This is a genomic window from Ruegeria sp. BC6 (genome assembly GCF_056539185.1).
Genome location: NZ_JBQFUM010000003.1, coordinates 124038 through 150919, shown reverse-complemented (window position 1 = coordinate 150919; position 26882 = coordinate 124038). Strand labels below are relative to the sequence as shown.

Here is a 26882-nt window from a genome sequence, read left to right as displayed (position 1 = left end):
CGCCGCGCAGGATCCCTGCGCGGCGTTTTTCGTGGCTCAGTTCAGGCGTTCGCCGGTCGCTTTCGCAAAATAGGACACTTTGCTCATGTCAAAGGCCAGGTTCAGCATCTGACCGGCCCTGGCGCTGGTCTCGGCATGCAGGCGCGCGGTGACCTGTTTGCCGCCCAGTTCCGACACGACGTAGGTATCGGCACCGGCCGGTTCGACCATATCGACCAGGCAGGCGGCCTCTTGCACACCGGCACCAGCGCGGAACCCGGATTCAGCGATGTCCTCGGGGCGCAGGCCCAGGATCACCTCTTCGGGCAGGTCCAGATCGCGCGTATCCGTCAGCACGATCGGGTCAGCCCCATCCCGCGCAATGGCAACCTGCGTGCCGGTCCCGTTGCGCTGGACCCGCGCCGGGATCAGGTTCATCGCCGGCGAGCCCATGAAATCGGCCACGAACAGGTTGGCGGGGCGATTGTAGATCTCGGCCGGGGTGCCGATCTGCTGCACCACGCCGCCCTTCAGCACCACGATCTTGGTGGCCAGGGTCATCGCTTCGATCTGGTCATGGGTCACATAGACGATCGAGGCATCCAGCGTCTGATGCAACTTTTTGATCTCGGTCCGCATCTCGACCCGCAGCTTGGCATCCAGGTTCGACAGCGGCTCGTCGAACAGGAACAGCTTGGGGTCGCGCACCAGCGCCCGGCCCATTGCCACACGCTGACGCTGGCCACCCGACAATTGGCTGGGGCGGCGATTCAGCAACGGCTCGATCTGCAGCAGCGACGCGACCTCTTTCAGCTTGGCGTCCTGTGTGGCCTGATCGACCCCGCGCACTTTCATGCCGAAAGTGATGTTCTTGGCCACCGACATTGTCGGGTACAGGGCGTAGGACTGGAACACCATCGCGATGTCGCGGTCTTTGGGGCTGACATGGGTCATGTCCTTGCCGCCGATCGACAGCGTCCCGCCCGAGATCGGCTCGAGCCCGGCGATGCAGTTCAGCAGGGTCGACTTGCCACAGCCGGAAGGGCCGACCAGCACCAGGAAGTCGCCCGGTTCGATCGAAATGTTGATGTCCTTCAGAATCTCGGTTGCGCCGTAATTCTTGTACAGGTTTTGGATATCGAGGATGGGAGCCATGGGTTATCCCTTCACGGAACCGGCGGTCAGGCCGCGGATGAAATACTTACCGGCAACGACATAGACGAGCAGCGTCGGCAGCCCCGCGATGATCGCGGCGGCCATGTCGACGTTGTACTCTTTGACGCCGGTGGTTGAGTTGACGATGTTGTTGAGCGCCACGGTCACGGGCTGCGTGCCCGCCTGGCTGAACGAAACGCCGAACAGGAAGTCGTTCCAGATCTGGGTGAACTGCCAGATCACGGTCACCACGATGATGGGCAGCGACAGCGGCAGGAAGATCGACCAGAAGATCCGAAAGAACCCGGCACCATCCACCCGCGCCGCCTTGGTCAGCTCGGCCGGGATGGTGACGTAGTAGTTGCGGAAGAACAGCGTGGTGAAGCCAAGCCCATAGATCACGTGGACGAAGATCAGGCCCGGAATGGTTCCGGCGATCCCCATCATGCCCAACAGACGCGCCATCGGCAGCAGGACCACCTGGAACGGGATGAAGCAACCAAACAGCATCAGGGAAAAGATGATGTTGGCCCCTTTGAACCGCCACTGCGCGACGACAAATCCGTTCAACGCCCCCAGAAGGGTCGAGATTGCCACGGCAGGGACCGCAATCAGGACCGAGTTCCAGAAATAAGGCCGCAGGCCTTCGCACTGGATACCGGTGCAGGCGCCCGACCAGGCGGTTTTCCACGCATCCAGACTGACCTCGCGCGGCAGCGAGATCAGCGATCCCGTGCGAATTTCCTCGAGGCTTTTGAGCGATGTGGTCAACATCACGAAGAGCGGCATCAGGTAGTAGAGCGCAAAAAGACCAAGCAGGACATACAGCAACCAACGCAGGGCAATCTTGCCCGTGGCACTCTGGCTGCGGGTTCGGGTTTGGGGCATCGACAGATCAGTCATTTTTCGCCCTCAGTTCTGAGTAGAGGTAAGGAACCACGATGGCAAAGACGACCAGCATCATGATCATCGCGGACGCCGCCGCCTGGCCGATATCGCCGCGCGAAAACGCCATGGCGTACATGTATGTTGCGGGCAGATCTGTCGCATAACCCGGACCGCCGCCTGTCAGGGCGATGACAAGGTCAAAGCTCTTGATCGCAAGGTGCGCCAACACGATGAAGGCCGACAGGAAGATCGGAGCCATCGACGGAATGATGATTGCCGTATAAATCCGCCAAGTGGGGATGCCATCGACCTGTGCGGCCTTGATGATCTCACCATCCACCGACCGCAGTCCGGCCAGGAACAGAGCCATGACAAAACCCGAGCTCTGCCAGATCGCGGCGATGACGATCGTGTAGATCGCGTAGTCCGGGTTCACCAGCCAGTCGAACTTGAAATTCGGAAAGCCCCAGCCCTGGACCATAGCCTCGATACCCAGACCCGGGTTCAGGATCCACTTCCATGCGGTACCGGTCACGATCATCGACAACGCCATCGGGTAGAGATAGATCGTACGGATCGCGCCTTCGACGCGGATCTTCTGATCAAGCAGGATCGCCAGCAGCAGGCCCAGCACCATCGCGATCACGATAAATAGCGCGCCAAAGACGTAAAGGTTGTTGATCGCCGTGTCCCAGCGGGGCGAGTCGAACAGGCGCTCATATTGGATGAAGCCCTTGATCTCGTATTTCGGCAGCAGTTTCGATCGGGTCAGCGACACCCAGGCGGTCCATCCGATAAATCCGTAGACAAAGATCAATACGGCGATGAACGACGGTGCCAGCACCACCTTGGGAAGGTGGTTTTCCAGCCATTCGGACATTTTTTCCTCCGGGGAAAGATGCTCTGCCCCGCAGTATAGGGGGCAGAGCGTGTTGGATCAGTAGCTGTTTGCCACCGCGTCCGCCAGTTGCTGAACCGCGTCAGCCGAGGACATATCCGAGTTGAAATGCGCGGTCACGACGTCGGTGATCGCACCAGCCTGCGCACCGCGCAGCGCCATGCCATGCGCGTAGGACGGCAGCAGCGAGCCATTGGCGGACGAAGCGCCCATGTCTTCGGCCGAGATCTTGGCGCAAATGTCGAACTTGTCCAGCGCGACGTCGGTCCGCGCCGGGATCGAACCCTTGTTCAGGTTGAACACTTCCTGGAACTTGGGGGCCACGATCAGCTTGGCCAGCAGTTCCTGACCGGCGCGCTTGTCGTCGCCGTCCACGTCGAACATGGCAAAGCTGTCGACGTTGTACAGATAGCCGTCACCGGGGGTCGAGGCACACAGGAAGTCTTCGCCGGGGACCTTGCCCGCGGCCAGGAATTCACCCTTGGCCCAGTCACCCATGATCTGGAAGGCGGCCTCACCGTTCATGACCATCGCGGTGGCCAGGTTCCAGTCGCGGCCCGAGAAGTTCTCATCAACGAACCCGCGCAGGGTGCGCATCTGGTCAAAAATCTGAACCATCGTGTCCGAGGTCAGAGTCTCGGGGTCCAGATCGACAAAGGCCTTCTTGAAGAACTCGGGTCCACCGATGCCCAGCGCAACTGCTTCGAAGACGGTTGCGTCTTGCCAGGCCTGACCACCGTGGGCCAGCGGGATGATACCTGCGGCCTGCAGCTTCTCGGCAGCGGCGTTGAACTCTTCCCAGGTGGTCGGCATCTCGATGTCATTGGCGGCCAGGATGTCGGCATTTGCCCAGATCCAGTCGATACGGTGCACGTTGACCGGTGCGGCACACCAGGTGCCTTCGCACTGCATGTGCGCCGCGATCGAGGCGGGCAGGACTTCGGCCCAGCCCTCGGCCTCGGCAACGTTCGAAATGTCCGCCAGAACACCCTCTTCGTACCATTCCTGGATCGCCGGGCCTTTCAGCTGAACGGCGGTCGGCGCGTTGCCGGCCAGAACGCGGGCGCGCAGCGCGGTCATCGCCGCGTCTCCGCCGCCGCCTGCAACGGGCATATCCGTCCAGGTGCCGCCATTGGACGCGAATTCCTCCTGCAGAACGGCGACCGACTTGGCCTCGCCGCCCGACGTCCACCAGTGAAGAACTTCGGCCTGCGGTTCGGCCATCACCGACGTGCCAGCCAGAACGGCCAGCGACGACGCCGTGGCGAGTGCGAAACGTTTCATGTTTGGTATCCTCCCAGATCCTTGTTTGCTGCCGCGGGGCAGCGATGCGGGACATTACCGGCAGCCGCTTGCCGTCTGGCAATGGCAAATTCCCATGTATCCGGCGCGGGCTGCAAATTTTCCCGCCTTTTGTTACAGCGTGTTACGTTGACCTTGAATCTGTTGCAGTCCGTTACAATTGAGGGCAGCGTCGAGGGGGAAATCGGGGAGGAACAGCGTGAGCATTCCACGTCTGCTGGTTGTGGATGACGATCCGGAAATCCGGTCGATGTTGACCCAGTTCTTTCACCAGAACGGGTTCATTGCCCTGCCAGCAGCCACCGAGCGCGAGGTGCAGGCACACCTGAAGTCAGGCCGCATCGACCTGATCCTTCTGGACGTGATGCTGGGTGACGAGAACGGGGTCGAGATCTGCGCCCGGCTGCGCCGCGAGCAGGACGTGCCGATCATCTTCGTGTCGGCCCTGTCTGCCGATCATCAGCGCATGGCCGGGTACGAGGTGGGCGCCGACGACTACATCGCCAAGCCGTTCAACCCGCAACTGCTGCTGGCGCGTGTGCGCGCGGTGATGCAGCGCGCGCGGCGCACGCCATCGCTGGCCTATCGCCGGCGGATCCGCACGTTCCGCTTTGGCGGATGGGTCTATGACGGCAAACGCGACGAGGTGCATGCCCCGGACGGGTACCAGGTGTCGCTGTCGCAGCGCGAAACCGCGTTGCTCAAGGTGCTGCTGGCCAACCCGCACATTCCGCTGACCCGCGACGAGATCGCCGCCGCGCTGGACGTGACCGGCACCGGTGACAAGCCCGAAGCGCAGGGTCGGGCCATCGACGTTCTGGTGGGGCGGCTGCGCTCCAAAATCGAGGCCAACCCCAAAGATCCGCAGATGCTGCGCACGGCCCGCGGTGTCGGCTATGTCTTCGCCTGCGAGGTCACCGTGGAACAGGAGGCATGACCCTGCGCCTGCGGGATCTGGGCTGGGCCTGGAGCCTGGGTGCGTTTGCTGCCGGGCTGCTGGCGGCAGGACTGTGGTTTTCATCCGTTCGCAACTGGGACGCCTATCTGACCCGGGCCTATGTTGCCGGGTTCTCGGTCTACGAAGATCTGCGCACCGGTCGCGCCTCGCATCCCGACGTATTGATCACGCCACTGCCGCCCGAGGCCGCAAGTCTGGCCGATGCGGGTGAATTCGAGCAGTTGCCCGACCTTGCAGGACGCCGGTTTCTGACCAACCTGTCCATTCTGACCGACAGCTCCGCGCCGCTCAGCGGGCGGAACCTGACGCTTGCGGTCTTGTCCGACCGGCTGGTCTATCCGGTATCCGACATCGTGTCAGGCAACGACCAGACCGGGCCGCAGAAGATGGGCAACCTGACACGCCTGCTGGCCACCTATTGCAGCGAACCCATTCTGGTGGCCCGGTTCGGACAGGGCGCTTGGCAGAAGATCGACGGTACGCAGGTCTGGGGGTGCGATGCGGCCCCGACCGACCTGCGCCTGCCCGCGATCTTTCTGGCCGTCGTGGCACTTGCGATCATTCTGACATCGGTCGGCAATGTGACAGACAGCTTTTCGCGGTTCTCCCAGTCGCTGCGTGACCGCCGGCGCAGCGGGGGTCCGGATAGCTACCACATGTCCGGGCCGGCCGAACTGCGCGACATCGTATCGGCGGTCAATACGCATCTGGAGGACGAACGCGCACAGCTGGAAAAGCGTGCCACGGTCCTGTCCGGCGTCAGCCACGACCTTGGTACGCCAGCGGCCCGCGTGCGTCTGCGCGCGGCGCTGATTCCGGACGCCGAATTGCGAGAGAAGCTGGAGTCCGATGTCGACCAGATGACGGGCATGATCGAAAGCGTGTTGACCTACACCCGCTCGGAACTGAGCATCGAGGACCCGCGCCAAATCTCCCTCACCTCACTGGTCGAGTCGCTGGTTGCCGACTACCAGGATATGGATCTGCCTGTGACCCTGAAACAGGTCGCCCCGGTCGAGGTGGAGGGCGCGGCGTCGCTCTTCATGTCGCGGCGCGGGCATGGCTCGCTCCCAGAGACCCGCCGCATCCTTGTCATGGCGCGACCTATCTCATTGAAACGGGCGTTGACGAACCTGATCGACAACGCTCTGAAATACGGGCGTCACGCAACGGTTGAACTGGAAACCGACGCGGAAACCGCCACGATTGTCGTCGAAGACAAGGGAACCAATTTGTCCGTCTCGGATATCGAGGCGCTGATGGCCCCGTTTCGGCGCGGTTCGAACATCGGGTCGTCCGACGGGTTCGGGCTGGGCCTGACAATCGTTGCAACCGTGGCAGAGCAGCATGGCGGCTCGCTGCGCTTTGAAGCGGGTGATCAGGGTCTGCGGGCACGGCTGCAAATCCGGCGCTGAGACCAACCGCACGCAGGCTAGGAATAGCTTCGCACCAAGGCACTGGCGATCAGGGACCACCCATCTGCAATCACGAAAAACGCCAGTTTGAACGGCAGCGAAACCGTGGCGGGCGGCACCATCATCATCCCCATCGACATGAGTATCGCGGCCACTACAAGATCGATGATCAGAAACGGTAGAAATATCAGGAATCCGATCTGGAACGCGCGAGCAACCTCGGACAGCATGAACGACGGCATGAGAACCGACAGTGGCGCCTCCGGCGACAGCTCCATCGAAGCGGTGTCGGGGCGCAAGGCCGCCATGGCCCGAAACGTGTCACCATCCAGCCGCGCCACCATGAACTCGCGGAACGGCACCATGGCACGTTCCAATGCAGGCTCTACCGCGAGTGTTTCTTCGACCATCGGTCGGATCCCGGTGTCCCAAGCCTGGGTAAAGACCGGCTCCATGATGAAGTAGGTCAGAAACAGCGCCAGGCTGACGATCAGCATGTTGGGCGGGGACTGTTGCAATCCGATCCCCTGCCGCAGAATGGCCAGTACCGTGACCAGAAAGGGGAAACAGGTCACCATGATCGCAAGGCCGGGTGCCAGGCTGAGCACCGTGATCAGCAGGATCAACTGAATGGTTCGCGCCGATATGGATCCGCCGTCGCCCAATGACAGCGACAGCTCCTGTGCCGATGCCAGTGCTGGCGTCAGCACAAGGATCGCAATTGCACACCAGGCCGCCCGGCGCATCATCCAAGTCCGTTCTGGAAATCCGAAATCTCGGTCAGACGCACCGCCAATTGACCGGCATTGTCCCCCTCCATTTCCTCGAGCAGACCACGGGCGACCAATTGATCGCCGACATACAGATCCACCGGATCTTCGACCCGTTTGTCCAAGGTCAGAACGGCGTTCTCACCCATGGTCAACAGGTCGCGTATCAAGGGGCGCGCCCGACCAACGGAAACCGTCACCTCGATGGGAACGGCTTCGAACGGATTGGGTCTTTCAGGTGTGGATGCAGGTGCGTCACTCATTTGACAAAGCCTCTTTTGCCTCAAAAACATATGCGTCGAAAGCGGCGGCGATCGCGTCCAGCAGCGCGGCGCAATCAACCTCGGACCGGGCGGTGCCGACCTGCAACCGCGCCTGACCCGGCAGCAACTCGGGGTCCGCGACGACCTTGGGGAGGGGCGTGATGTCGGCGGGCAACAACGCCTCGACATCCCCTTCAACACCGGGTGGAACCAACAGAAGGATCGGTTTTGCAACCTGCGCCTTGGCCATTTCGCTCAACTGCTCGATCACGCGGGCGGCAAGCCCCCGATCCAACGCGTGCGGAAGGACGGTCTGAACCAGAGCACTGAACATCGGTTCAAGCGACAAGGTCATCCGGGTCAGAGCTTCCTGGTAGGTGAAGGACATGTCGGAGAAAGCCGCCCGCATATCCTCGGTCAGCGCAGCGCGACCTTGGGCTTGGGCCTGCAACGCATCCTCCCACCCGGCACCATATCCGCGTTCGAAAGCGGCAAGCCGCTCTTCCTCCAAAGCTTCTTCGTCCAGCAATCGCAGATTCGCGCCGTCGGCCTGAGCGGTGAAATCCTCGAGCAGGTGGGCGATCGACATCACACCTTCTCCTCGTTTTCTTCCAGCCAGCTCCGCAGAATTTCGACCGTCTCTTCCTGTTTGTCCCCGATCATGGCGCGCAGACGGCCGACCGCATCTTCGCTTGCCGTGGACCCAATCGCAGGCACAGAGCCTCCGTTTTCACCCTGGCCTGTGAGAGCGCTGAATTCCTGTCCATCCGCATCTGAGATTTCACCGACAAGATATGGCGCGCCGCCCTCGGCGGAGGCTGCGGCAGGCGGCAAGGCTGGCACTGCAGCCGAACCGGCCAGGATCGGCCGGATCACGAACAGCCCCATGATCAGCGAGACGATGGCCAACACTGCCATCTGTATCAGCGACATCGTATCCAGATGGATGCTTTGCCAGACCGAAGCGGTCGCCAGCGTTCCCTGCGGTTCGACATTGGGCAGTTCCAAGGATTTCAGCGTGATGACATCCCCGCGATCCGCATCGAAGCCTACGGCCGAGGCGACAAGCTCTTCCAGAGCGTCCAGTTCCGGCTGTGCCATCGGTTCAAAAACCTCGGCACCGGTGGCGTCCGTTGTGCGGGTTCCGTTGACGAGCACGGCAACCGTCAGGCGTTTGATGGCCCCCGGCACCCGCAGAACTTCAAGCTCGGTCTCTGAAACCTCATAGTTGATCCGCTCGCGGGTTTGCGTGGCTGAAGAATTCGATTCATCGCTGCCATTGCCGTCCCCGTCCGGCAGGTTGGACGCGACCGTCACATCAGACGACCGATTGCGGGAGGTATCCGACCGTTCCTCGACATCGGTGCTGATTGCGACGCGGCCCTTGGGGTCAAACCGCCGCTCTCTTATGGATTCGGTCTCGGTGACCGTGTCGACGCTGACTTCGACTACCGCATTGCCGGGTCCGACGCGTGCCTCGACCAGCCGCAGGACGCGGTCGCGCAGGACCTTGGCCTTGTCATCGGCAGTGTCGGCGGCAACCGCCGTCTCTTGCGGGCCGATCACCGCACCGTTGGAATCGATCACCGCAACATCCTCGGGCGCGAGGCCGGTCACGGCGGAGGCCACCAAAAAACGGATCGCCTTGGCCTGCTCAACCGTGATCTTGGCCCCGGATGGCACCAGATAGACCGAAGCGGTTGGCGAAACGCTGGGCTGGAACGGGCTTGTGGACCCGCTGGCAATGTGAACCCGCGCCTGCCCTACATGAGGGCTGCTGACGATGGTTCGCGCCAGTTCACCTTCTTTGGCGCGCCAATAGGCAGCGTCAAACATCTGGGAAGTCGTGCCGAACCCACTCAACGTATCCAGCAGTTCATAACCCCGGTTGCCATTTGCAGGCAGACCCTCGCTTGCCAGGGTCATGCGCAACTCGTCGCGTTGCGAGCCCGGAACATAGATTGAGCCGCCACGAATCTCGTAGGTGACACTGCGTTGATCCAGGGCCCGGACGATATCCCCCGCTGCCCCGCTTTCCAGCCCCGCATAGAGGAGTGTCATGGACGGAGATGTCACCAACCGCGACATCGCCAGGACACTCAGGAACACGACGACAGCCGCCACCGCCACGATGATTTGTTTGCGCCTGCCCAAACTTGCCCAGACAGTTCCGATCTGCTGCACGCTCACCTCCGACTCGCCGACATTCTGTGCGGCTCGTGCCCTGTTTGAACGATTGCCCTTAACAATCGGTTAGTCCCTGCGGGGTTATGACGGGTGCCGAACGCAAGAATGAGGACGCCATGACAGACGCGACCGTGGATGAGGCAGAAGACCCGAAGAAGTCGGGCAAAAAGGGACTGATGATTGGCGCGGTTCTGGCGCTGCTGGGTGCTGCGGGCGGGTACTATGTGACCGCGTCCGGGCTTTTGGGCAAAGCCCCAGAGGCCGGGGGAAAAACAGCGGAAAACGCGGACGCCGGAGATGCAATCGATGCGTTGCCGGATGTCGGGTTCGTCGACCTGCCGCCCGTGATCGTGTCCGTGAATTCCGGCGATTCGCGGCATCTGAAATTCCACGCTCAACTTGAGGTGGCCGCCGGTCACGAGGCCGAGGTGGAAAAGATGATTCCCCGCATCATGGACGTGATGAACGGCTATCTCCGGGCCATCAACCTGTCTGACCTCGAAGACTCGCTGGCCCTGGTTCGCATCCGCGGGCACCTGCTGCGGCGCATCGGCATCGTCGTTGGCGAAGGTCGGGTACGTGACGTTCTGGTCACGGAATTCGTATTGAACTAGGAGGCGAAATTGGAACTGATCTCGGACATTCTGCTGGTCGCCGGCGCCTTGGGAGCCGGATTGTACTGTTTTGTTCTGGCCCGACGCCTCAGGCGGTTCACGGACCTGGAGCGGGGCGTCGGTGGCGCGGTTTCCGTGCTGTCCGCACAGGCGGAAGAACTGAAAAAATCCCTGGATGCCGCGCGTGCTGCATCTGACCAGTCCGGACACAAACTGCAGGATCCGACCGAGCGCGCCGAGTCAGTCGCACAGCGGCTTGAGTTGATCATGGCGTCGATGCACGACGTGATCCCCGAGGACAAACCAAAGGTTAAGGAGCCTGCAAATTCCTCGGCCGAAACCAAAAAGCCGTCACCTCTCGAGGCGGAACCGGTCTCGCTGAAAGAGGAACCCGGGCCTCAAGCACCCGAGCAACCCGCTGAGCCTGCGACTGTAGAACCAAAGCCATCCAAGCCGGAAGCCAAGGTCAAATCCACCAACGACTCCGCAGAGGATCCGGGCCCGATTCCCAAGGGCGTATTGTTCTTCAGGCACAAGGCGCAAGGTAGCGAGGCCCGATCCTGATGCGCAGCCTGCAACCTGCCCAGCGTCGACCACGTGGTGGCGTTCTGACCCTCATTTCAGCCTTGATGATCAGTTCCGCCATCATACGGCTGGGGCTGGAGGCTGGGCCGGCTTTGGCAAGGGGGCCTGACCCCTCGGAAGTCTCGACACACAGCGCCGGGTCGGACGAAAAGCCGGACATGCAAGCCTTGCTGACCGAATTGCTGCGTCGGGAAGCAGCCGTCAAACAGCGTGAGAGCGCGCTGCGCGACAGGGAGCGTGCCTTGGAGATTGCCAACGAGGCCATTGCGGCGCGCCTGTCCGCTTTGCAAGAGGCCGAGGCATCGCTGCGCGAGACATTGGCCGTGGCGGACAAGGCGGCTGAAACCGACCTCACCCGTCTGACCGATGTCTATCAGAACATGAAGCCCAAGGACGCCGCGGCGCTGTTCGAAACGATGGATCCGGTTTTTGCGGCCGGTTTTCTGTCGCGTATGCCGCCTGAGGCAGCTGCGGGTGTGATGGCCGGTCTCAGCCCCGAGGCCGCCTATACCATCAGTGTCGTAATGGCCGGACGCAACGCCAACGCCCCCACTGAGTAGCCGCCATGAGCCCCACCCTCAAAGACCGCTCTGCCGGAGAGACCACATGATCGGAATTCTTGGAATCGTCGTTATTTTCGTAATGGTGTTCGGCGGCTACCTCGCCGCCGGCGGCAAGATGGCCATCATCCTCAAATCTCTGCCGTTCGAGATGATGATGATCGGCGGGGCCGCCATCGGCGCCTTTCTGATCAGCAATGACATGTCGGCGGTCAAACACACGATCAAGGATCTGGGCAAGGTTTTCAAAGGCCCGAAGTGGAAGCCCGAAGACTACCGCGATCTGCTGTGCCTTCTGTTCTCGCTGATCCGGCTTGCCCGTTCAAATCCGGTCGAGCTCGAGCAGCACATCGAAGACCATGAAAACTCGGCCATTTTTGCGGCCTTCCCCAAGATACAGGCGGACAAAGAGGCAGTGGACCTGATTTGCGACACCATGCGGTCGGCGGCGATGAACTATGACGATCCCCATCAGGTTGAAGAGGTTCTGGAAAAGCGGATGGATGCCAATTTCCACCACGCCATGCATTCCAGCCACGCCCTGCAAACCGTGGCGGACGGGTTGCCGGCACTGGGGATCGTCGCGGCCGTTTTGGGCGTGATCAAGACCATGGGCTCGATCGACCAACCGCCCGAGGTCTTGGGCAAGTTGATCGGAGGTGCCCTTGTCGGGACTTTCCTGGGCGTCTTTCTGGCCTACGGACTGGTCGGCCCCTTCGCCGGAAAGCTGAAAGCGGTCGTGGAGGAAGACAATCACTTCTATCAACTGATCCGGGAAGTTCTGGTTGCCAACTTGCACAATCACAACCCCGCAATGTGTATCGAGGTTGGTCGCCAGAACACGCCGACCCACAATCGTCCCGGCTTCACCGAATTGGAGGAAGCCTTGAAAGAGATCAAGCAGGCGGCAGCATGATCCGGGTTTTGCTCCTGACCCTTGGCCTGAGCGCATCGGCAACTGGAGTGCTGGCGAAGGACGTTCCGGTGCGGTCCGGCGAACATGACGGCTTCACGCGGCTTGTTCTCAGCGTTCCTGCGGGCACCAACTGGAGCCTCGCCCTCCGGAAAAACGGTGCGCGCCTGGCGGTCGAATTGGACGACGTGGAATTCAAGACCGGATCGGTCTTTGCACGATTGTCCGCAGGCCGGCTTGAGGCGATATCGCAGGCCGATCCCGGCGCGCCGCTTGAGCTGAACTTCGCCTGTGATTGCGCGGCGACTGCTTTTTTGTACAAGGATACGATGATCGTTGTGGACATCGCGGCACAAAAAGCCTTGCCTCCGCCAAGTCTGGACATTCCATCGATCGTGATCCCAGAACAGACTTCCAAACGTCGCCCACAGGCCGAAACGCCATCAATTGAAATCGTTGCCCCACTTCTGCAACTGGATCGCGATGGCCTGCAGCAGCGCCTTTCGACCCGTCTGTTGCAAGGCTCGGATCGCGAGCTTGTGGACCTGAACGTCACACCTCCGGGTCCGCGTGCCTCGGCGCCGGAAGCGCTTCCGGACATCGCGCGGGATCTGCCTGCGCATATCCAAGTAAGCTCGATACTTGACGAGTTGGGCAAACTGGGAGAGCCACCTCTGCAACCTCTGGAGGCGCTGCCAGCCTGTATTTCGGATGCCGAATTGGGGTTCGACACCTGGTCGGACGGTCGGCCCTTTGCGCATCAGGTTGCTGAGCTGCGCGCAGGGCTGTTCCTAGAGTTCGACAGGGTCGACAGATCCATCGCGCTCAAGCTCGCAAAGCTGTTGGCACACTGGGGTTTTGGTTCAGAGGCCATTCAGGTTCTGCAGTTGATGGAAGATGCATCGCCGGAACAGGAATGGGTTCGAGCGGTCGCGCAAATTATTGATGATCAGCCCGTATCAGAGCCTAACCAACTGCGGGGGTTGCAACGCTGCGACGGCGCGGTTGCCATGTGGGCCGCGATGGCGGATGGCCAGTTGCAGGGTGATGCGCAGCAGGAACGGATGGAACAGGCGTACCTGAGGCTTCCTGAGCATCTACGCCGGATCCTCGGCCCCCGGCTGGCCGAGATATTCGTCACCTCCGGCCAGCTTGAAGCCGCCCGGCGGGTACTTCGTTCGGTGGACCGCGTCCAAACTCTGCAACACCCCGAGGTGACATTCGCGCAGGCAACTGTTGCTGCCGCTGAGGGAGATGCGGACACCCGCGACAATTTGTTGAACGACGTCATCGACAACCCAAGCTCGGATTTGGAAGCCCCGCTTGCCCTGGCCCGGCTTGTTGAAAAGAAGTGGGCAGAGGGTGGGGCCGTTTCGCGACGCCAAATCGATCTGATCTCGGGCTACGCGATCGAACTGCGCAATTCTGAATTGGGCCCGGTCATGGCCCGCGGTCGCGCCCTGGCGCTTGCCCTTGGCAGCGAGTTTTCTGCGGCCTTCAATATCCTTGATGCCCATCGCGGAGACGAGACCTGGACCGGCACGCGCAATCGTATTTTGCATCTGGCAGCAGAGCGCGCGGATGACCTGGCCTTTCTGCTGTATACAAGTACCCTGAAACCACATCATTTAGAGTCTATTTCGACCGAGACTTCGCTGTTGCTCGCCAAGCGTTTTGCGGACCTCGGCTTTGCCAAGCAAGCCCGAGACTTGACGGGTGCAGGTTCGGATGGGACACGCAGGCGCGAACGCGCCATCCTTCGGGCGCGGGCCGCGCTGCTGGAAAACCGACCGGATCTGGCCTTTCGCGAATTGGCCGAGGATCCCTCCGATGACGCTGAAAGGCTGCGGGCACAAGCCCTGACCGATATGGGCAATTACGCGGCCGCCGTTGAGGCTTGGCGAAACATAGGGGATGAGGATACCGCCGCGCGCCTGTCATGGTGGGCGGGGTTCAACTTGGAAGAAGTTGGGGCGAAGGACACAGCGCTGGGGCAGGTCATAGATCTGAGCTCGGCCCTGCGTGCGCCAGTGCAGCGAGAACCGGACAAGCCAATTTCAGACGCTGAACAGCTGCTTGAGGCCAGCGCCGACACGCGGCAGAAGATAGCCGAATTGCTGAACGTGACAACTGAATTGGAATAGTCAGGATCCGCGCGACGAACAGCCGGCTTGTGCGCCTCGCATTGAGAGCATGCGCTTGTCTGAAAGAGCAAGCACCGCCAGACTGCCCGGCAAATTCAACCTTATCCAGATCAGGGGCAACGGATGTCCGAAGCGCTCATTCGATGTTTTGTCGCCATTCCCGTATCTTCCGAAATCGCCCAGATATGCGCCGACGTCGCTCGCGCAGCACGTTGCGGTCGAAGTTTGCCTGCTGAAAACCTTCATCTGACGCTGGCTTTCCTAGGCGACCAGACCCGAAACGCCTTGATCGAATTGAATGATCACCTCGAAGCGCTGAAGCGCCCGGCCTTTTCCATCAGACTGTCCGGGCTGGGCAGTTTCGGAAACTCGCTGCACATGGTGGTGGAGCCCGATCCTGAACTCCTGCGCCTGCATGAAAGCGTCCTGCAGTGCATTGGGCGGGCCGGGCTGACGTTGCAACGCCGCCGCTTTCGACCGCATGTCACCATAGTTCGGGGTATTGAATCGGCTCTAAACAAGGCCATTTTGCATTTCCCAGTTCCCCAAGACACCATGATGGTCACCCAGTTCAACCTGAACTGTTCGACACTTCGGCCGGACGGGGCACGATATGAAACGCTGTCGACCTATCCTCTGCAGTTGCAAGGCTGGTCGGGTCAGGCTGACGACTTCGCCGACAGGTAGAGAGGCTGTACCATGTCACTAAACCGGGTGCCGGGATCGGTAAGGTTCAAAACCGCCCTGCTCAGATTCTTGGCAGCAGACTCTCCGATTTCCGGAGAAGAAAACTCGACAAACTTGTCGATGACGTCCTGTCGCGACATTGGAGACTCAGGCCCGCCCCCGGCATGGATGTCGCCCGAGCGGAAAACGCGACCGTCATGCGTCGTTACCTGAACGTCGGCCCAGCGCCCGGCGGGAAAGCGGGAATTATGGCGGTCCGACTCGGATACGGTGATGCGGCTCAGGAAATCGGCGACCATCGGATCGGACAATCCATCGCCGCTGATGTGCTCGACCCCGATCCGCCCGTGTACCGCAAAAGTCGAGACGGCAAATGGCAGCGAGTATTGCGCCTGCGAAGTCGTCTCGGGCATCCCCGAATACAGTTGTACCGCTTCGCGAAAACTGTGGATCTCGACACGGGCGATCTGGTCATGGGTCAGACCGCGCGAGCTCATCACCGTGCGCAGCCCGTCTATGGCGGCATGGGCCCAGCGGCAGATCGGATAGGGTTTCACATATTGATGTTCCATCTGCCAAAACGTTCCGAGGTCCTGCCAATAGGGTGCGGCGCGGTCCTCCTCGATGGTGATGGCGGGGGCGCCGGTAAAGCCGCGCTCGGCCAGAATTGCCGCCGACATGCCCACTAGCGCGCCCCAGCCCGAGCCGTCATGCAGCATGGTGGGGTTGGCGATCTCGCGCATCATCTGGCTGCGGGGGCCGTGATATTCGGCAATGCCAAGGCCTTGGCGCAACTGGTTCGGTGAATGGCCCCGCAAGCGGGCCGCCATGGCAACCACGCCCAGTGCGTTCCACGCCCCCGAGGTGTGATAGTCGCTGACGGTGGCGTGCAGCGCGATACCGGCGCGGCCCGCAATTTCGTAGCCGGTGATGACGGCGGCCAGTGCATCGGGTCCGGACAGATCAGGGTAGTGTTCGGCCAATGCGCACAGCGCGGGCACGACCACCACGCCGATATGCCCCTTGGTCGGGTTGTAGCCGTCGTGCCCGTCGAGGTTGTCGGTCTGCGTGGCGGCCGCATAGGCCGCGCCTGCCAGACTGACCCGACGCCCATCACACAGCATCCGCGCCGAGAACGCAGGATCGGTCGATCCGTACAGCAATGCGGCAGTATCGCGGGCGATCACGCCGGCCTCCATCGGGGTCGAGGCGATCACGATGCCCAAAGTATCCAGCAGCATCAGGGCTGCCGCTTCGCGCGCGCTGTCGGGCATCTGGTCCGCCGGGCGGTTCAGAACAAACTCGGCAACGCGGGCGAAGGTTTCGGTCACCTGACGCCCTCCATCGTCGGTACTTGGTCTCGCAGGCGCAGGCCCTTGGGGTCGAACGGAGGCGCATGCAGGATCCGCGCCCTGTGCGGCTTGCCCAGGATGAAGACATGCACCTCGTCACCCGGCTGGGCCACGGCTGGGTTGGCGTATCCGATGGCCAAAGACTTGCCGACCGTATAGCCATAAGCGCCCGAGGTGACGCGCCCGACGGGCGTACCATCTGGGGTGAAGATCGGCTCGCCCCCGCTGGCATCGGCATCGTGGGGGACATCGACCTCGAAAATCGACAGCACCTCGCGCGCGGGATTGTCTTTGATCGCCAGCCAAGCCGCCTTGTGCAGGAAATCCTTGTCTGGCTTGATCAACCCATCCAGACCGACCTCGTGCGGCCAGTACTCCTGCGAATACTCACGCCCCCATGAGCCATAGCCTTTTTCGATCCGCAACGCGCCCAGAGCACGGCCGCCGACCGGCCCTCCATTGCAGGCGCGGGCAGCGTCCAGAAGCGCGGTATAGAGTCTGATCTGGTCCTCTTCGGCGCAGTGCAGCTCCCACCCCAGATCGCCGGTGAAGCTGACGCGGATGGCAAGGCAGGTGACCCCGGCAACCTCGATCGTGGCCGAGCGCATGAAGGGGAACGCCGCGTTCGACAGGTCGGCGTTGGTCAGCCGTTGCAGAGCCTCACGCGATTTCGGGCCGGCGATGTTGAAGCCCGCGATGCGGTTTGTGGCGACCTCGAAGGTGGTGCCCTCGGGCAGGCCCACCATGTTGAAGAACCGCTGATGATAGCGTTCGGCCATACCCGAGCCGATCATCATGTATTCGTCTTGGGCCGTTTTGGTGATGGTGAAATCGCCCGCCACGCCGCCACGCACGGAAATAAGCGGGGTCAGGCAAGACCGCCCCACCTCGGTCGGCACCCGGTTGGCCACCAGCCGGTCGAGCCAGTCATGGGCGCCCGGCCCCTTGATGACGTAGTTGGCAAAGTTCGAGATGTCGATCACGCCCACGCTTTCACGCAGCATCCGGGCCTCGTGCCCCACCGGTTCGAACCAGCTCTGGCGGGTAAAGCCGGTGGTCTCGACCGTCCCGGGCCGGTCGGCGAACCACAGCGGGTGTTCCCAGCCGCAGTTGAGGCCGAAGACCGCGCCCATCTGTTTCTGCATCTCGTAGGCAGGGCGCACGCGAGCCGGCCGACCAGCGCTGCGCTCTTCGTTCGGGAAATGGATGGCGAAGCGGTGGGAATATTGGTCGGCGACCCGCGCCTTGGTGAAGTTCTTGCCGGCCCAGTCGCCGAACCGCGCCAGATCCCAGGCGAACATGTCGTATTGCGGCTCGCCCTCGATCATCCATTGCGCGGCCAGGAGGCCCAGCCCGCCCGATTGCGAAAAGCCGGGGATGATGCCGGTGCAGCAGAAATAGTTGCGCAACTCGGGCACCGGCCCCCAGATGGCGTTGGAATCCGGCGACCAGATCATCGGGCCGTTGATCACCCGTTTCACACCTGCGGTCGCGGCCACCGGCACACGCTCGGTCGCGCGGATCACGTTTTCCATGATCCGGTCCAAGTCGTCGGGAAACAGGTCATGGGCGAAATCCAGCGGCGTGCCGTCCTCGGCCCAGAACCGCATATCTTTCTCATAGGCGCCGATCAGCAGGCCGTTGCCCTCCTGCCGAAAATAATACTCGCCGTCGCGGTCGGCGATCGAGGGCAGACGGCGGCCAAGGGCGGCCACCTCGTCAATCGCCTCGGTCACGAAATACTGGTGCTCGGTCGGTTGCAGCGGCAGGTCCAGCCCGGCCAAAGCTGCTACTTCACGGCCCCACAGCCCGGCGGCGTTCACCACCCATTGCGTGTGGATGTCGCCCTTTTTCGTTCGCACGATCCACGAGCCGTCAGGCTGCTGTTCAGTCCCTATTACAGGGCAAAACCGCTGAATCTCGGCCCCCAGCGCACGCGCGCCGGCGGCATAGGCATGGGTCACGCCCGAGGGGTCCACGTTGCCGCCATCGGGTTCATACATGATGCAACGGATGTCATCGAACTGCGCCAGCGGGTGCAGCTCCATCGCCTGTTCGCGGCTGATCTCATGGAAATTCAGGCCATAGAACCGCGCCTTGGCCTCTTGCAGGCGCAGCTGGTGCTCGCGCGCTTCGGTCTGGGCGAGATACAGCGATCCCGGCTGGAACACCCCGCAGCCCTGCCCGGTTTCCTGCTCCAGCTGCTTGTAGAGGTTCATCGTGTAGTGCTGGATGCGCGTGACGTTGTTGTTGTCGTGCAGCCCGTGGATGTTGGCCGCCGCGTGCCACGTTGAACCGCTGGTCAGTTCGTCCCGCTCCAGCAGGATCACGTCGGTCCAGCCCAGCTTGGCAAGATGGTAGAGGATCGAACAACCGACCAGGCCCCCTCCGATCACGACGGCCTGTGCATGGGTTCTCATTGGGCTTTTCTCCTGACTGGCGGGGGCGCGTCACCCCTCTGCCTCAGAAGTCAGCCACAGTGTGTGGACACCGTATGCTCTGTTCCCGACCCCAAATGTCGGGAACAGGGCAAGTTGGGCCGGAATCCCGATTTGGGAACGTCTAGTAGGGTGCCTCGACGTCGTTCATCGAGACATAGACGGTTTTCATTTCCGAATAGTGGTTGATCGCCAGCTTCGAATTCTCGCGCCCGACGCCCGACATTTTCGACCCGCCGAACGGGGCCTCGACAGGGGCCAGGTTGTAGGTGTTGATGTAGCAGGTGCCTGCCTCGAACCCGGCCACCACGCGATGGGCGCGGGTCAGGTCGTTGGTGAACACGCCGGCGGCCAGGCCGAACTCGGTGGCGTTGGCACGGGCCATCACCTCGTCTTCGGTTTCGAAATCCACCACCGACATGACGGGGCCGAAGATCTCCTCGCGGGCGATGGTCATGTCGTCGGTCACGTCGGCAAAGACAGTGGGCTGAATGTAGAAGCCCGGAAGATCCAGCCGCGCGCCACCATGGACCAGCCGCGCGCCCTCGGCCTTGCCCCTCTCGATATAGCCCAGAACGATGTTCATCTGGGCCTCGCTGACCATCGGCCCGAAATTCACGGCCTCATCCATCGGGTCGCCGATCTTCACCTTGGCAAGGCGTTCGGTCAGGCGGGTCAGGAAGGCCTCTTTGATGCCCTTCTGCACAAAGACCCGCGTGCCGTTGGAACAGACCTGACCGGATGAGTAGAAATTGCCCAAGATCGCGCCCGAGACGGCGTTGTCGATATCGGCGTCGTCGAACACGATCATCGGCGACTTGCCGCCCAGTTCCATCGTGACGTGTTTCATGCCTTCGGCCGCGGCGGCATAGACCTTGCGGCCCGTGGGCACCGAGCCGGTCAGCGATACCTTGGCCACGCGCGGGTCGGTGACCAGCGCGGCGCCCACGTCGCCATAGCCCTGAACCACGTTGTAGATGCCTTTGGGCGCACCGGCCTCGATCAGGATCTCGGCCACTTTCAACGCCGACAAGGGGGTGGTTTCCGAGGGTTTGAACACCATCGCATTGCCGCAGGCCAGCGCCGGAGCGCCCTTCCAGCAGGCGATCTGGGTCGGGTAGTTCCACGCGCCGATGCCGACGCAGACGCCCAGCGCCTCGCGGATGGTATAGACGAAATCGCCGCCGCCCAGCGGGATATGCTCACCGGTCAGTGACCCGGCCAGCCCGCCGAAATATTCCAGCGCATCCGCGCCCGAGGTCGCATCGGCCACCAGCGTTTCCTGCAACGGTTTGCCGGTGTCATGGGTTTCCAGGATCGACAGCTCGCGGTTGCGGTCGCGCAGGATGTCGGCGGCGCGGCGCAGGACGCGGCCGCGCTCGGTCCCGGTCATGGCCGCCCAGGCCTTTTGCGCGCGCTTTGCACTTGTTAGAGCCTGTTCGATGATCTGCGGCGTCGCCGAATGCAGGCGGGCGATGACCTCGCCCGTGGCCGGATAGATCACGTCGATCGGGGTGCCTGCGGTGTCTTCGACATATTCGCCATCAACAAAGTGGCTGGCCTTGGGCTGAACATTCATTGCGGATCCTTTTTTCTCGGGCCCCGGGGAGTCAGGTGCCGGTCGGTTTCATCCGCAGGTAATGATTATTGATTGATCAGTCAATAAAGCGCTGCTTTGGGCGAATTTTTGCCAACAAAAAAAGGGACCCTCTTGAAAAAAACGGTTAATGTTCCATTTCTGTTCTGCATGATCGGAGGATCACCAGATGGAACAGTCATTGCGCAAATCCACCCCGATGGGGCCGACCAACGACTACCACATTCTGCCCGTCACAGACCGTCAGATGCGCTATGCGCGCGCGATCGCCCAGCAGTCCGCTCTGGAGATCCCGGTCGAGGCGCAGCGCGACCGGCGATCCATGTCCGATTGGATCTCGGCGCACAAGCCGCACGATCCCTCCCCCTTTGCCGACTACCCGACGGGTAAACAGGTGGCCTTTGCCGAGCGGATCTCGCGCACCAAACGCCGCCCGATCCCCAGCGAGTGCTTCCGCGACAAACGTGCGATGTCGCAATGGATTGATCGGAACAAGTGAAGAAGTGTGGCCGGCGGGCTCAGGCGTCTTTGTCATGGCGATGGCGATGCGACCGACCATACAGCCCCACGGCCGCTGCCACGAACAGGCCCAGTAGAATATAGCCGGTAATCGCCTCAGCCACGGCAAGGGCGCGGCACACACCAACTGGCCGCAAGTCACCAAAACCAACCGTCGTGAAGGTAACATACGAGAAATACAGGACATCCGCCGGACCGCGGGCGCCTTCAACGCACAGATCGTAGTACCCGTATGACCCGTAGACTGCAGCGAACAGAAACGGCACGACCTGGATGAAGGAAATCCCCATCAGCAGCAACTGCCGCTTGGGCGAGCGCACAAGCGCAACGTAGTACCAGGTTTGCGAGAACAGCCAAATCGCCAACCCGATGGTGGCCGCGGCTCCGATCGTGTCGCCGGCGGCGGATTCGGTCAGGTGTGAAAGGATGTACCAAGCCAGAGCACTGAGCATGACAAGGCCCATCGCTGCGATCAGCGTGGGCTTCCAATCCTGCAATGTGGTTGGATCATGCGCCATCGTCCCCCCTCCCCAAGCACGGGTACCGGCCATTTTTTAACGCCGGGCGCATCATCGCAAGCTTTTTTGCGTGACTCGAAGCTATTGGCCGCCGATATGCTCTTCGCCCCGCGCCCGTGCCAGCGAGATCTGTTTCTGCCGTTCGCGGAACCGGGCCTTGTCGGCCTCGGACGTCTCGTGGATGCATTGGTGGCAGGACACGCCGTGCTCGTATTCGGGGCGCTCCATGTCCTGGGGCAGGATCGGGCGGCGGCAGCCATGACACAGCTGGTGCGGTCCCTCGACCAACCCGTGCCCTACGGAGACACGGTTGTCGAACACGAAGCATTCACCCTTCCAGGTGCTGTCCTCGGGCGGGACCTCCTCGAGATAGCGCAGGATGCCGCCCTTCAGGTGATAAACGTCCTCGACCCCCTGCCCCAGCAGATAGTTGGTGGATTTCTCGCAGCGGATGCCGCCTGTGCAGAACATGGCGACGCGCTTGTTGTGGAACCGGTCCTTGTTATGCTCCCACCAGGTAGGAAAATCGCGGAAACTGGCCGTTTTAGGGTCGATTGCGCCGTCGAACGTGCCGATCGACACCTCATAATCATTGCGCGTATCGATCACCACCACATCATCCGAACGGATCAGATCGTTCCAGTCCTGCGGCTCGACATAGTGGCCGGTGCGGGCGCGCGGATCGACATCCGGCTGGCCCATGGTCACGATCTCTTTCTTCAGGCGCACCTTCATCTTTCCAAAAGGCGGCTGGCTGGCGGTGGCCTCTTTCCATTCCAGATCGGCGCAGCCCGGCAGCGCCCGGATATGCGCCAGAACCGCGTCGATCCCGGCGCGGGGGCCGGCGATGGTGCCGTTGATGCCCTCATGCGCCAGCAGCAGCGTGCCCTTGACCGACTGCGCGCGGCACAGCTCCAACAGCGGCACGCGCAGGGCGTCCGGGTCGGCAAAACGGGTGAAGTGATACAGTGCGGCGATCGTGTACATGGCCGCGATCTAATGCGCGGCCTCCCGCAACGCAAGAGACCGCATTGACGACCCATGCCCGCCCGCCTACCGATAGGACACGCAAAGGAGGCCGCCATGACCCATGCCCTGATCGTGATCGATGTCCAGAACGACTTTTGCCCCGGCGGCGCGCTGGCAGTTCCCAACGGGGATGAGATCGTCGCCCCGATCAATGCCATGATGCCCGATTTCGATGCGGTGATCCTGACCCAGGACTGGCACCCGGCGGGTCATTCCTCGTTCGCGTCCTCCCATCCGGGCAAGGCGCCTTATGATCTGGTCGAGATGCCCTATGGCCCGCAGGTCCTGTGGCCCGACCATTGCGTGCAGGGCACACCCGGCGCCGAATTCCACCCCGACCTGTGCATCGATGCTGACCTGATCCTGCGCAAGGGCTTCCGCAGCGCGATCGACAGCTATTCCGGCTTCTTCGAAAACGACCACACCACGCCCACCGGGCTGGAAGGCTATCTGCGCACGCGCGGGATCGACCGGCTGACGCTGGTAGGCTTGGCGACCGATTTCTGCGTGCATTATTCAGCTGTGGATGCGGCCCGGCTGGGCTTTGACGTGACCGTCAGAACCGACGCTTGCCGCGCAATCGATCTGGATGGATCGCTCGCAGCGGCGGAACAGGCCATGCGCGACGCGGGTGTTACGCAGGCCTAGCGGTTCAGGGCGTCGCTCCCGCCGCAGCCAGGTATTTCAGCAGGACGAACACGATAACCGCAAGGCCAAGGGCGAAGCCAATGCGCCCCGGCACGGTTCTTCGGTCAGGTTTTGCGGGCGCAGGTGTGGCCGGTTGCGGGCGGCGCACCGGATCGCGGCGTTTGATGCCGATCCCAGGCTGCGCGCTGCGAACATGGCGCAGAAAACCGCGCAGGTCGAATTCACCGCAATACTGGCCGCGCAATCCCGTGGCCCGAATATTTGCAAACAGCTGGCGCAGGACCTTTTCGCGGGCCGCGGCGTCTTCGGGCGGATAGAAACCACGCGATTCACCGCTGCCGTGGCTGTCCAGAATAAATCCGGCATCCACGAACACCTGACGCAGCTTCGGTGACGCCCCCCTCAGAGCATCGGCCGTCTTCACGTCGCGAAAACGCGCACAGACCGTTGCGGTTTTCGGCTCGGTCTTAGCCGACGAACCGCAATCGCCCCCATCTTTTGCAATCGTTACAATATCAAAGTCGTAAGCCAGACCCATTCAACCAACTACTACCTTCTCGTACCATCCCACCGTTTAACTAGACCGCGAAAAGAACAGACATTATGCCCGCATTATGGCCTGTCCTTGGCATTGTTACCAAATCCGCGACTCTTGCCATTCACCGCCCTGATTGATCTAACAACGGAAATGGCAGGAGTTCCTCATGGTCGACATCGCGACCCGTGTCTACAATCACAAATGGAAGATCGACCCGATTGTCCGGTCTTTGATCGACACAGACTTCTACAAACTGCTGATGTGCCAGTCAGTGTTTCGAAACCGACCTCAAACAACGGTCGAGTTTTCCTTGATCAACCGCTCGAATCACGTCCCGCTGGCCAAGCTGATCGACGAGGGCGAACTGCGCGAACAGCTGGATCACATCCGGTCGCTCAGCCTCAGCCGGGGTGAAAGCACCTGGCTTCGGGGCAACACCTTCTACGGCAAACGCCAGATGTTCCGCCCCGATTTCATGGAATGGTTCGAGAATCTGCGCCTGCCGCCCTATTACCTGGAGCGCCGCGGCGATCAGTACGAGCTGACATTCGAAGGGAAATGGCACGAGGTCATGCTGTGGGAGATCCCGGCGCTGGCGGTGCTGATGGAGCTGCGCTCGCGTGCGGTTCTGAACGACATGCGCCGGTTCGAGCTTCAGGTTCTCTATGCCCGCGCCATGACCCGTGTCTGGGAAAAGATCGAAACGCTGCGCGGCATTCCCGGTTTGGGGATCGCCGATTTCGGCACCCGGCGGCGGCACTCCTTCTTGTGGCAGGACTGGTGCGTGCAGGCGATGATCGAGGGGCTGGGCCCGGCGTTTACCGGCACGTCGAACTGCCTGATCGCCATGCGGCGCGAGGTCGAGGCGATCGGCACCAATGCGCATGAACTGCCGATGGTCTATTCAGCGCTGGCCGAAACCGACGAGGAACTGGCCCGCGCGCCCTATGACGTGCTGAGCGACTGGCATGACGAACATGACGGCAACCTGCGGATCATCCTGCCCGACACCTATGGCACCAAGGGGTTTCTGGACCGCGCGCCCGACTGGCTGGCCGGCTGGACTGGCATCCGCATCGACAGCGGCGATCCGGCCAAGGGCGCCGAGATCGCCATCGACTGGTGGAAATCGCGCGGCGAGGATCCCAGCCAGAAGCGGATCATTTTCTCGGACGGGCTCGACGTGGACAAGATCCGCGAATTGCATGGCCAATTCGCGGGCCGGGTGAAGGTCTCGTTCGGGTGGGGCACTTTGCTGACCAACGATTTCCGCGGTCTGGTGCCGGGGGATGCGCTGGCGCCGTTCTCGCTGGTGTGCAAGGCGGTCTCGGCCAATGGGCGGCCGACGGTGAAACTGTCGGACAACCCCGAAAAGGCGATGGGGCCGAAAGACGAAATCGAGCGTTACAAGCGCGTTTTCGGCGTAGGGGACCAAGAAGCGATCGAAGTGATCGTCTAGCCCGGCTCAGCCATGATGGGCGGCCACGGTTTTCAACTGGGAAAAACCGTACAGCGCCTCGAACCCCTTTTCGCGGCCATGGCCCGACTTTCCGACCCCGCCGAACGGCAGCTCGACCCCGCCGCCCGCGCCGTAATTGTTGATGAACACCTGCCCCGCGCGCAGCCGTTTGGCCAGCCGCATCTGCCGCGCGCCGTCCCGCGTCCAGACCCCGGCCACCAGCCCGAAATCGGTGCCGTTGGCGATTTGAATGGCCTGTTCCTCGGTGTCGAAGGGGATCAGAACCTGGACCGGGCCAAAGATTTCCCGCTGCGCCAGCGGATGATCGGGCGGCACGTCCCCAAACAGCGTCGGGCGCACATAGGCCCCGCCCGGCGGCGCGTGATCCACGATCCGGCCTTGTGCTGCGATCTCAAGATCGGCCCCCTGCGCCAGAAACCCGGTCACGATCTGTTTCTGCCGGTCCGAAATCAGCGGCCCGACCCGCAGATCCTCGGTCGCGGGGCCGACGGTCAGGTCGGCATAGGCGGCAGCCATGCGCGCTTTGACCTCGGCATAGACCCCGCGCTGCACCAGAACGCGCGACCCGGCCGAGCAGGTCTGACCCGCGTTCTGGATGCCCGCATTCACCAGAAACGGCAGCGCGGCCTGCAAATCGGCATCATCGAACACCAATTGCGGAGATTTCCCGCCCAGTTCCAGCGTCACCGGCACCACGTTGGCCCCGGCCGCCTGCTGCACCAGCGCGCCCGTCGCCACGGACCCGGTGAACGAGATATGATGCACACCCGGATGCGCCGACAGGGCCGCGCCCGCCTCGGACCCGATGCCGGACACCACGTTCAGCGCCCCCGGCGGCAGGCCGGCCTCGGTGGCCAGATGGGCAAAGGCCAGTGCTGTCAGACAGGCCTCTTCGGCCGGTTTCAGAACGCAGGCATTGCCCATGGCCAGCGCCGCCCCGACCGAGCGGCCGATGATCTGCATCGGGTAGTTCCACGGCACGATATGGCCGGTCACGCCATGCGGCTCGCGCAGGGTATAGACGGTGTAGCCGTCCAGATAGGGGATGGTCTGACCCATCACCTTGTCCGCCGCACCGCCGTAGAATTCGCAATACCGCGCCAGCGCCAGTGCGTCGGCGCGCGCCTGGGTCAGCGGTTTGCCAACGTCCAACGCTTCGAGCAGCGCAAGCTCTTCGGTCCTGTCCCGCACCAACTGCCCCAGCCGGGTCAGGATGCGGCCCCGCTCCAGCGCGGTCGTCCTGCCCCAGTCACCGTCCAGCGCCGCCTGCGCGGCCTGCACGGCGGCATCGATCTGCGGCGCCCCACCGCGCGCAATCCGGCACAGTGGCGTGCCGTCGGACGGGTTGGTCAGATCAAGCGTGTCTTCGGTCGCGACCCAATCGCCGCCGATCAGGCACAGGGTGGGATCAAACCAGATGGGATTTAGCATATCCGCCTCCAAAT

Annotated in this window: 26 protein-coding genes; 11 read left to right on the top strand and 15 right to left on the bottom strand. The window is 62.1% G+C overall.

The annotated features are described in order from the left end of the window. Positions 1–36: 36 nt before the first annotated feature. Genes ACR0MM_RS11270 through ACR0MM_RS11255 form a run of 4 tightly spaced genes read right to left on the bottom strand, consistent with a single transcriptional unit; the run spans position 37 to position 4204 of the window. Positions 37–1134, bottom strand: coding sequence for an ABC transporter ATP-binding protein (locus ACR0MM_RS11270; RefSeq protein ID WP_170341040.1), 1098 nt, complete (start codon positions 1132–1134; stop codon positions 37–39). 3 nt (positions 1135–1137) lie between these two features. Then, positions 1138–2037, bottom strand: coding sequence for a carbohydrate ABC transporter permease (locus ACR0MM_RS11265; protein WP_170341932.1), 900 nt, complete (start codon positions 2035–2037; stop codon positions 1138–1140). Beyond that, positions 2030–2902: a carbohydrate ABC transporter permease gene (locus tag ACR0MM_RS11260; RefSeq protein WP_093964102.1), complete on the bottom strand. Its 873-nt coding sequence runs from the start codon at positions 2900–2902 to the stop codon at positions 2030–2032. The genes ACR0MM_RS11265 and ACR0MM_RS11260 overlap by 8 nt, the downstream gene beginning before the upstream one ends. Positions 2903–2959: 57 nt before the next feature. Next, positions 2960–4204, bottom strand: a complete 1245-nt coding sequence (locus tag ACR0MM_RS11255) for an ABC transporter substrate-binding protein (protein WP_170341930.1) — start codon at positions 4202–4204, stop codon at positions 2960–2962. A 217-nt stretch (positions 4205–4421) separates the two neighbouring features. Here ACR0MM_RS11255 and ACR0MM_RS11250 point away from each other — a divergent pair, with 217 nt between their 5' ends. Further along, on the top strand, positions 4422–5159 hold the full coding sequence (locus tag ACR0MM_RS11250; protein ID WP_170360520.1) for a response regulator transcription factor: 738 nt from the start codon (positions 4422–4424) through the stop codon (positions 5157–5159). Then, positions 5156–6595 (top strand): sensor histidine kinase, encoded by a 1440-nt coding sequence (locus ACR0MM_RS11245; RefSeq protein WP_480696192.1) that lies wholly within the window; start codon positions 5156–5158, stop codon positions 6593–6595. The genes ACR0MM_RS11250 and ACR0MM_RS11245 overlap by 4 nt, the downstream gene beginning before the upstream one ends. Positions 6596–6612: 17 nt before the next feature. On the opposite strand, the gene fliP is transcribed toward ACR0MM_RS11245, so the two are convergent. Genes fliP through fliF form a run of 4 tightly spaced genes read right to left on the bottom strand, consistent with a single transcriptional unit; the run spans position 6613 to position 9812 of the window. Continuing rightward, positions 6613–7341, bottom strand: a complete 729-nt coding sequence (gene fliP / locus ACR0MM_RS11240; RefSeq protein ID WP_480696190.1) for a flagellar type III secretion system pore protein FliP — start codon at positions 7339–7341, stop codon at positions 6613–6615. Beyond that, positions 7341–7628, bottom strand: coding sequence for a FliM/FliN family flagellar motor switch protein (locus ACR0MM_RS11235; RefSeq protein WP_170370277.1), 288 nt, complete (start codon positions 7626–7628; stop codon positions 7341–7343). The genes fliP and ACR0MM_RS11235 overlap by 1 nt, the downstream gene beginning before the upstream one ends. Next, a complete protein-coding gene (locus ACR0MM_RS11230) occupies positions 7621–8217 on the bottom strand; it encodes a FliH/SctL family protein (RefSeq protein WP_480696188.1) in 597 nt (198 codons plus the stop codon). Before ACR0MM_RS11230 ends, ACR0MM_RS11235 begins: the two co-directional genes overlap by 8 nt. Further along, positions 8217–9812: a flagellar basal-body MS-ring/collar protein FliF gene (gene fliF, locus ACR0MM_RS11225; protein ID WP_480696186.1), complete on the bottom strand. Its 1596-nt coding sequence runs from the start codon at positions 9810–9812 to the stop codon at positions 8217–8219. Before fliF ends, ACR0MM_RS11230 begins: the two co-directional genes overlap by 1 nt. Before the next feature lie 119 nt (positions 9813–9931). Between fliF and ACR0MM_RS11220 the strand changes: the two genes are divergently transcribed. The 6 genes from ACR0MM_RS11220 to thpR all read left to right on the top strand — a co-directional run bounded on the left by ACR0MM_RS11220 (position 9932) and on the right by thpR (position 15318). Then, on the top strand, positions 9932–10429 hold the full coding sequence (locus ACR0MM_RS11220) for a flagellar basal body-associated FliL family protein (protein ID WP_480696184.1): 498 nt from the start codon (positions 9932–9934) through the stop codon (positions 10427–10429). 9 nt (positions 10430–10438) lie between these two features. Further along, a complete protein-coding gene (locus ACR0MM_RS11215; RefSeq protein ID WP_480696182.1) occupies positions 10439–10993 on the top strand; it encodes a hypothetical protein in 555 nt (184 codons plus the stop codon). After that, on the top strand, positions 10993–11574 hold the full coding sequence (locus tag ACR0MM_RS11210; protein ID WP_480696180.1) for a MotE family protein: 582 nt from the start codon (positions 10993–10995) through the stop codon (positions 11572–11574). Before ACR0MM_RS11215 ends, ACR0MM_RS11210 begins: the two co-directional genes overlap by 1 nt. 46 nt (positions 11575–11620) lie before the next feature. Then, the gene (gene motA, locus ACR0MM_RS11205; protein ID WP_480696178.1) at positions 11621–12490 is read left to right on the top strand and encodes a flagellar motor stator protein MotA; all 870 of its coding nucleotides are present in this window, start codon (positions 11621–11623) and stop codon (positions 12488–12490) included. Then, complete coding sequence (locus tag ACR0MM_RS11200; protein ID WP_480696176.1) at positions 12487–14631, top strand: hypothetical protein; 2145 nt, start codon at positions 12487–12489, stop codon at positions 14629–14631. Before motA ends, ACR0MM_RS11200 begins: the two co-directional genes overlap by 4 nt. A 123-nt stretch (positions 14632–14754) precedes the next feature. Then, entirely contained in the window at positions 14755–15318 is a 564-nt protein-coding gene (gene thpR, locus ACR0MM_RS11195; protein WP_480696174.1) for an RNA 2',3'-cyclic phosphodiesterase, read from the top strand. Here thpR and ACR0MM_RS11190 read toward each other — a convergent pair. The 3 genes from ACR0MM_RS11190 to betB all read right to left on the bottom strand — a co-directional run bounded on the left by ACR0MM_RS11190 (position 15291) and on the right by betB (position 20687). After that, positions 15291–16649, bottom strand: a complete 1359-nt coding sequence (locus ACR0MM_RS11190; protein ID WP_480696172.1) for an MmgE/PrpD family protein — start codon at positions 16647–16649, stop codon at positions 15291–15293. The genes thpR and ACR0MM_RS11190 overlap by 28 nt on opposite strands. After that, positions 16646–19090 carry a GcvT family protein gene (locus ACR0MM_RS11185; RefSeq protein WP_170451612.1) on the bottom strand — a complete coding sequence of 815 codons (2445 nt, stop codon included), beginning with the start codon at positions 19088–19090 and terminating at the stop codon, positions 16646–16648. Before ACR0MM_RS11185 ends, ACR0MM_RS11190 begins: the two co-directional genes overlap by 4 nt. 142 nt (positions 19091–19232) lie before the next feature. Then, positions 19233–20687, bottom strand: coding sequence for a betaine-aldehyde dehydrogenase (betB, locus tag ACR0MM_RS11180; RefSeq protein ID WP_480696170.1), 1455 nt, complete (start codon positions 20685–20687; stop codon positions 19233–19235). 187 nt (positions 20688–20874) lie between these two features. Here betB and ACR0MM_RS11175 point away from each other — a divergent pair, with 187 nt between their 5' ends. Continuing rightward, the gene (locus ACR0MM_RS11175; protein WP_093964087.1) at positions 20875–21204 is read left to right on the top strand and encodes a hypothetical protein; all 330 of its coding nucleotides are present in this window, start codon (positions 20875–20877) and stop codon (positions 21202–21204) included. Between the two features lie 19 nt (positions 21205–21223). Here the strand turns inward: ACR0MM_RS11175 and ACR0MM_RS11170 are convergent, their stop codons facing one another. Continuing rightward, entirely contained in the window at positions 21224–21742 is a 519-nt protein-coding gene (locus ACR0MM_RS11170) for a potassium channel family protein (protein WP_480696168.1), read from the bottom strand. Between the two features lie 81 nt (positions 21743–21823). Beyond that, positions 21824–22729: an oxygen-dependent tRNA uridine(34) hydroxylase TrhO gene (gene trhO, locus ACR0MM_RS11165; protein WP_480696166.1), complete on the bottom strand. Its 906-nt coding sequence runs from the start codon at positions 22727–22729 to the stop codon at positions 21824–21826. A 96-nt stretch (positions 22730–22825) separates the two neighbouring features. Between trhO and pncA the strand changes: the two genes are divergently transcribed. Beyond that, positions 22826–23419, top strand: a complete 594-nt coding sequence (pncA, locus tag ACR0MM_RS11160) for a bifunctional nicotinamidase/pyrazinamidase (RefSeq protein ID WP_480696164.1) — start codon at positions 22826–22828, stop codon at positions 23417–23419. Between the two features lie 4 nt (positions 23420–23423). On the opposite strand, the gene ACR0MM_RS11155 is transcribed toward pncA, so the two are convergent. Further along, the gene (locus ACR0MM_RS11155) at positions 23424–23957 is read right to left on the bottom strand and encodes a hypothetical protein (protein ID WP_170433748.1); all 534 of its coding nucleotides are present in this window, start codon (positions 23955–23957) and stop codon (positions 23424–23426) included. A 166-nt stretch (positions 23958–24123) separates the two neighbouring features. On the opposite strand from ACR0MM_RS11155, the gene pncB reads away from it, so the two are divergent. Then, a complete protein-coding gene (gene pncB / locus ACR0MM_RS11150) occupies positions 24124–25416 on the top strand; it encodes a nicotinate phosphoribosyltransferase (protein ID WP_170372845.1) in 1293 nt (430 codons plus the stop codon). Between the two features lie 6 nt (positions 25417–25422). On the opposite strand, the gene ACR0MM_RS11145 is transcribed toward pncB, so the two are convergent. Continuing rightward, on the bottom strand, positions 25423–26868 hold the full coding sequence (locus tag ACR0MM_RS11145; RefSeq protein ID WP_480696162.1) for an aldehyde dehydrogenase family protein: 1446 nt from the start codon (positions 26866–26868) through the stop codon (positions 25423–25425). Positions 26869–26882 lie beyond the last annotated feature (14 nt).

Excerpts from the sequence above, each read along its gene's own strand:
- ACR0MM_RS11260 (WP_093964102.1), bottom strand. The coding sequence starts at position 2,902 with ATGTCCGAATGGCTGGAAAACCACCTTCCCAAGGTGGTGCTGGCACCG.
- ACR0MM_RS11210 (WP_480696180.1), top strand. The coding sequence starts at position 10,993 with ATGCGCAGCCTGCAACCTGCCCAGCGTCGACCACGTGGTGGCGTTCTG.
- ACR0MM_RS11185 (WP_170451612.1), bottom strand. The coding sequence starts at position 19,090 with ATGAGAACCCATGCACAGGCCGTCGTGATCGGAGGGGGCCTGGTCGGT.
- fliP (WP_480696190.1), bottom strand. The coding sequence starts at position 7,341 with ATGCGCCGGGCGGCCTGGTGTGCAATTGCGATCCTTGTGCTGACGCCA.
- ACR0MM_RS11230 (WP_480696188.1), bottom strand. The coding sequence starts at position 8,217 with ATGTCGATCGCCCACCTGCTCGAGGATTTCACCGCTCAGGCCGACGGC.
- thpR (WP_480696174.1), top strand. The coding sequence starts at position 14,755 with ATGTCCGAAGCGCTCATTCGATGTTTTGTCGCCATTCCCGTATCTTCC.
- ACR0MM_RS11145 (WP_480696162.1), bottom strand. The coding sequence starts at position 26,868 with ATGCTAAATCCCATCTGGTTTGATCCCACCCTGTGCCTGATCGGCGGC.
- ACR0MM_RS11245 (WP_480696192.1), top strand. The coding sequence starts at position 5,156 with ATGACCCTGCGCCTGCGGGATCTGGGCTGGGCCTGGAGCCTGGGTGCG.
- ACR0MM_RS11235 (WP_170370277.1), bottom strand. The coding sequence starts at position 7,628 with ATGAGTGACGCACCTGCATCCACACCTGAAAGACCCAATCCGTTCGAA.
- trhO (WP_480696166.1), bottom strand. The coding sequence starts at position 22,729 with ATGTACACGATCGCCGCACTGTATCACTTCACCCGTTTTGCCGACCCG.
- motA (WP_480696178.1), top strand. The coding sequence starts at position 11,621 with ATGATCGGAATTCTTGGAATCGTCGTTATTTTCGTAATGGTGTTCGGC.
- betB (WP_480696170.1), bottom strand. The coding sequence starts at position 20,687 with ATGAATGTTCAGCCCAAGGCCAGCCACTTTGTTGATGGCGAATATGTC.
- pncB (WP_170372845.1), top strand. The coding sequence starts at position 24,124 with ATGGTCGACATCGCGACCCGTGTCTACAATCACAAATGGAAGATCGAC.
- pncA (WP_480696164.1), top strand. The coding sequence starts at position 22,826 with ATGACCCATGCCCTGATCGTGATCGATGTCCAGAACGACTTTTGCCCC.
- ACR0MM_RS11175 (WP_093964087.1), top strand. The coding sequence starts at position 20,875 with ATGGAACAGTCATTGCGCAAATCCACCCCGATGGGGCCGACCAACGAC.
- ACR0MM_RS11265 (WP_170341932.1), bottom strand. The coding sequence starts at position 2,037 with ATGACTGATCTGTCGATGCCCCAAACCCGAACCCGCAGCCAGAGTGCC.
- ACR0MM_RS11170 (WP_480696168.1), bottom strand. The coding sequence starts at position 21,742 with ATGGCGCATGATCCAACCACATTGCAGGATTGGAAGCCCACGCTGATC.
- ACR0MM_RS11200 (WP_480696176.1), top strand. The coding sequence starts at position 12,487 with ATGATCCGGGTTTTGCTCCTGACCCTTGGCCTGAGCGCATCGGCAACT.
- ACR0MM_RS11270 (WP_170341040.1), bottom strand. The coding sequence starts at position 1,134 with ATGGCTCCCATCCTCGATATCCAAAACCTGTACAAGAATTACGGCGCA.
- ACR0MM_RS11255 (WP_170341930.1), bottom strand. The coding sequence starts at position 4,204 with ATGAAACGTTTCGCACTCGCCACGGCGTCGTCGCTGGCCGTTCTGGCT.
- ACR0MM_RS11155 (WP_170433748.1), bottom strand. The coding sequence starts at position 23,957 with ATGGGTCTGGCTTACGACTTTGATATTGTAACGATTGCAAAAGATGGG.
- ACR0MM_RS11220 (WP_480696184.1), top strand. The coding sequence starts at position 9,932 with ATGACAGACGCGACCGTGGATGAGGCAGAAGACCCGAAGAAGTCGGGC.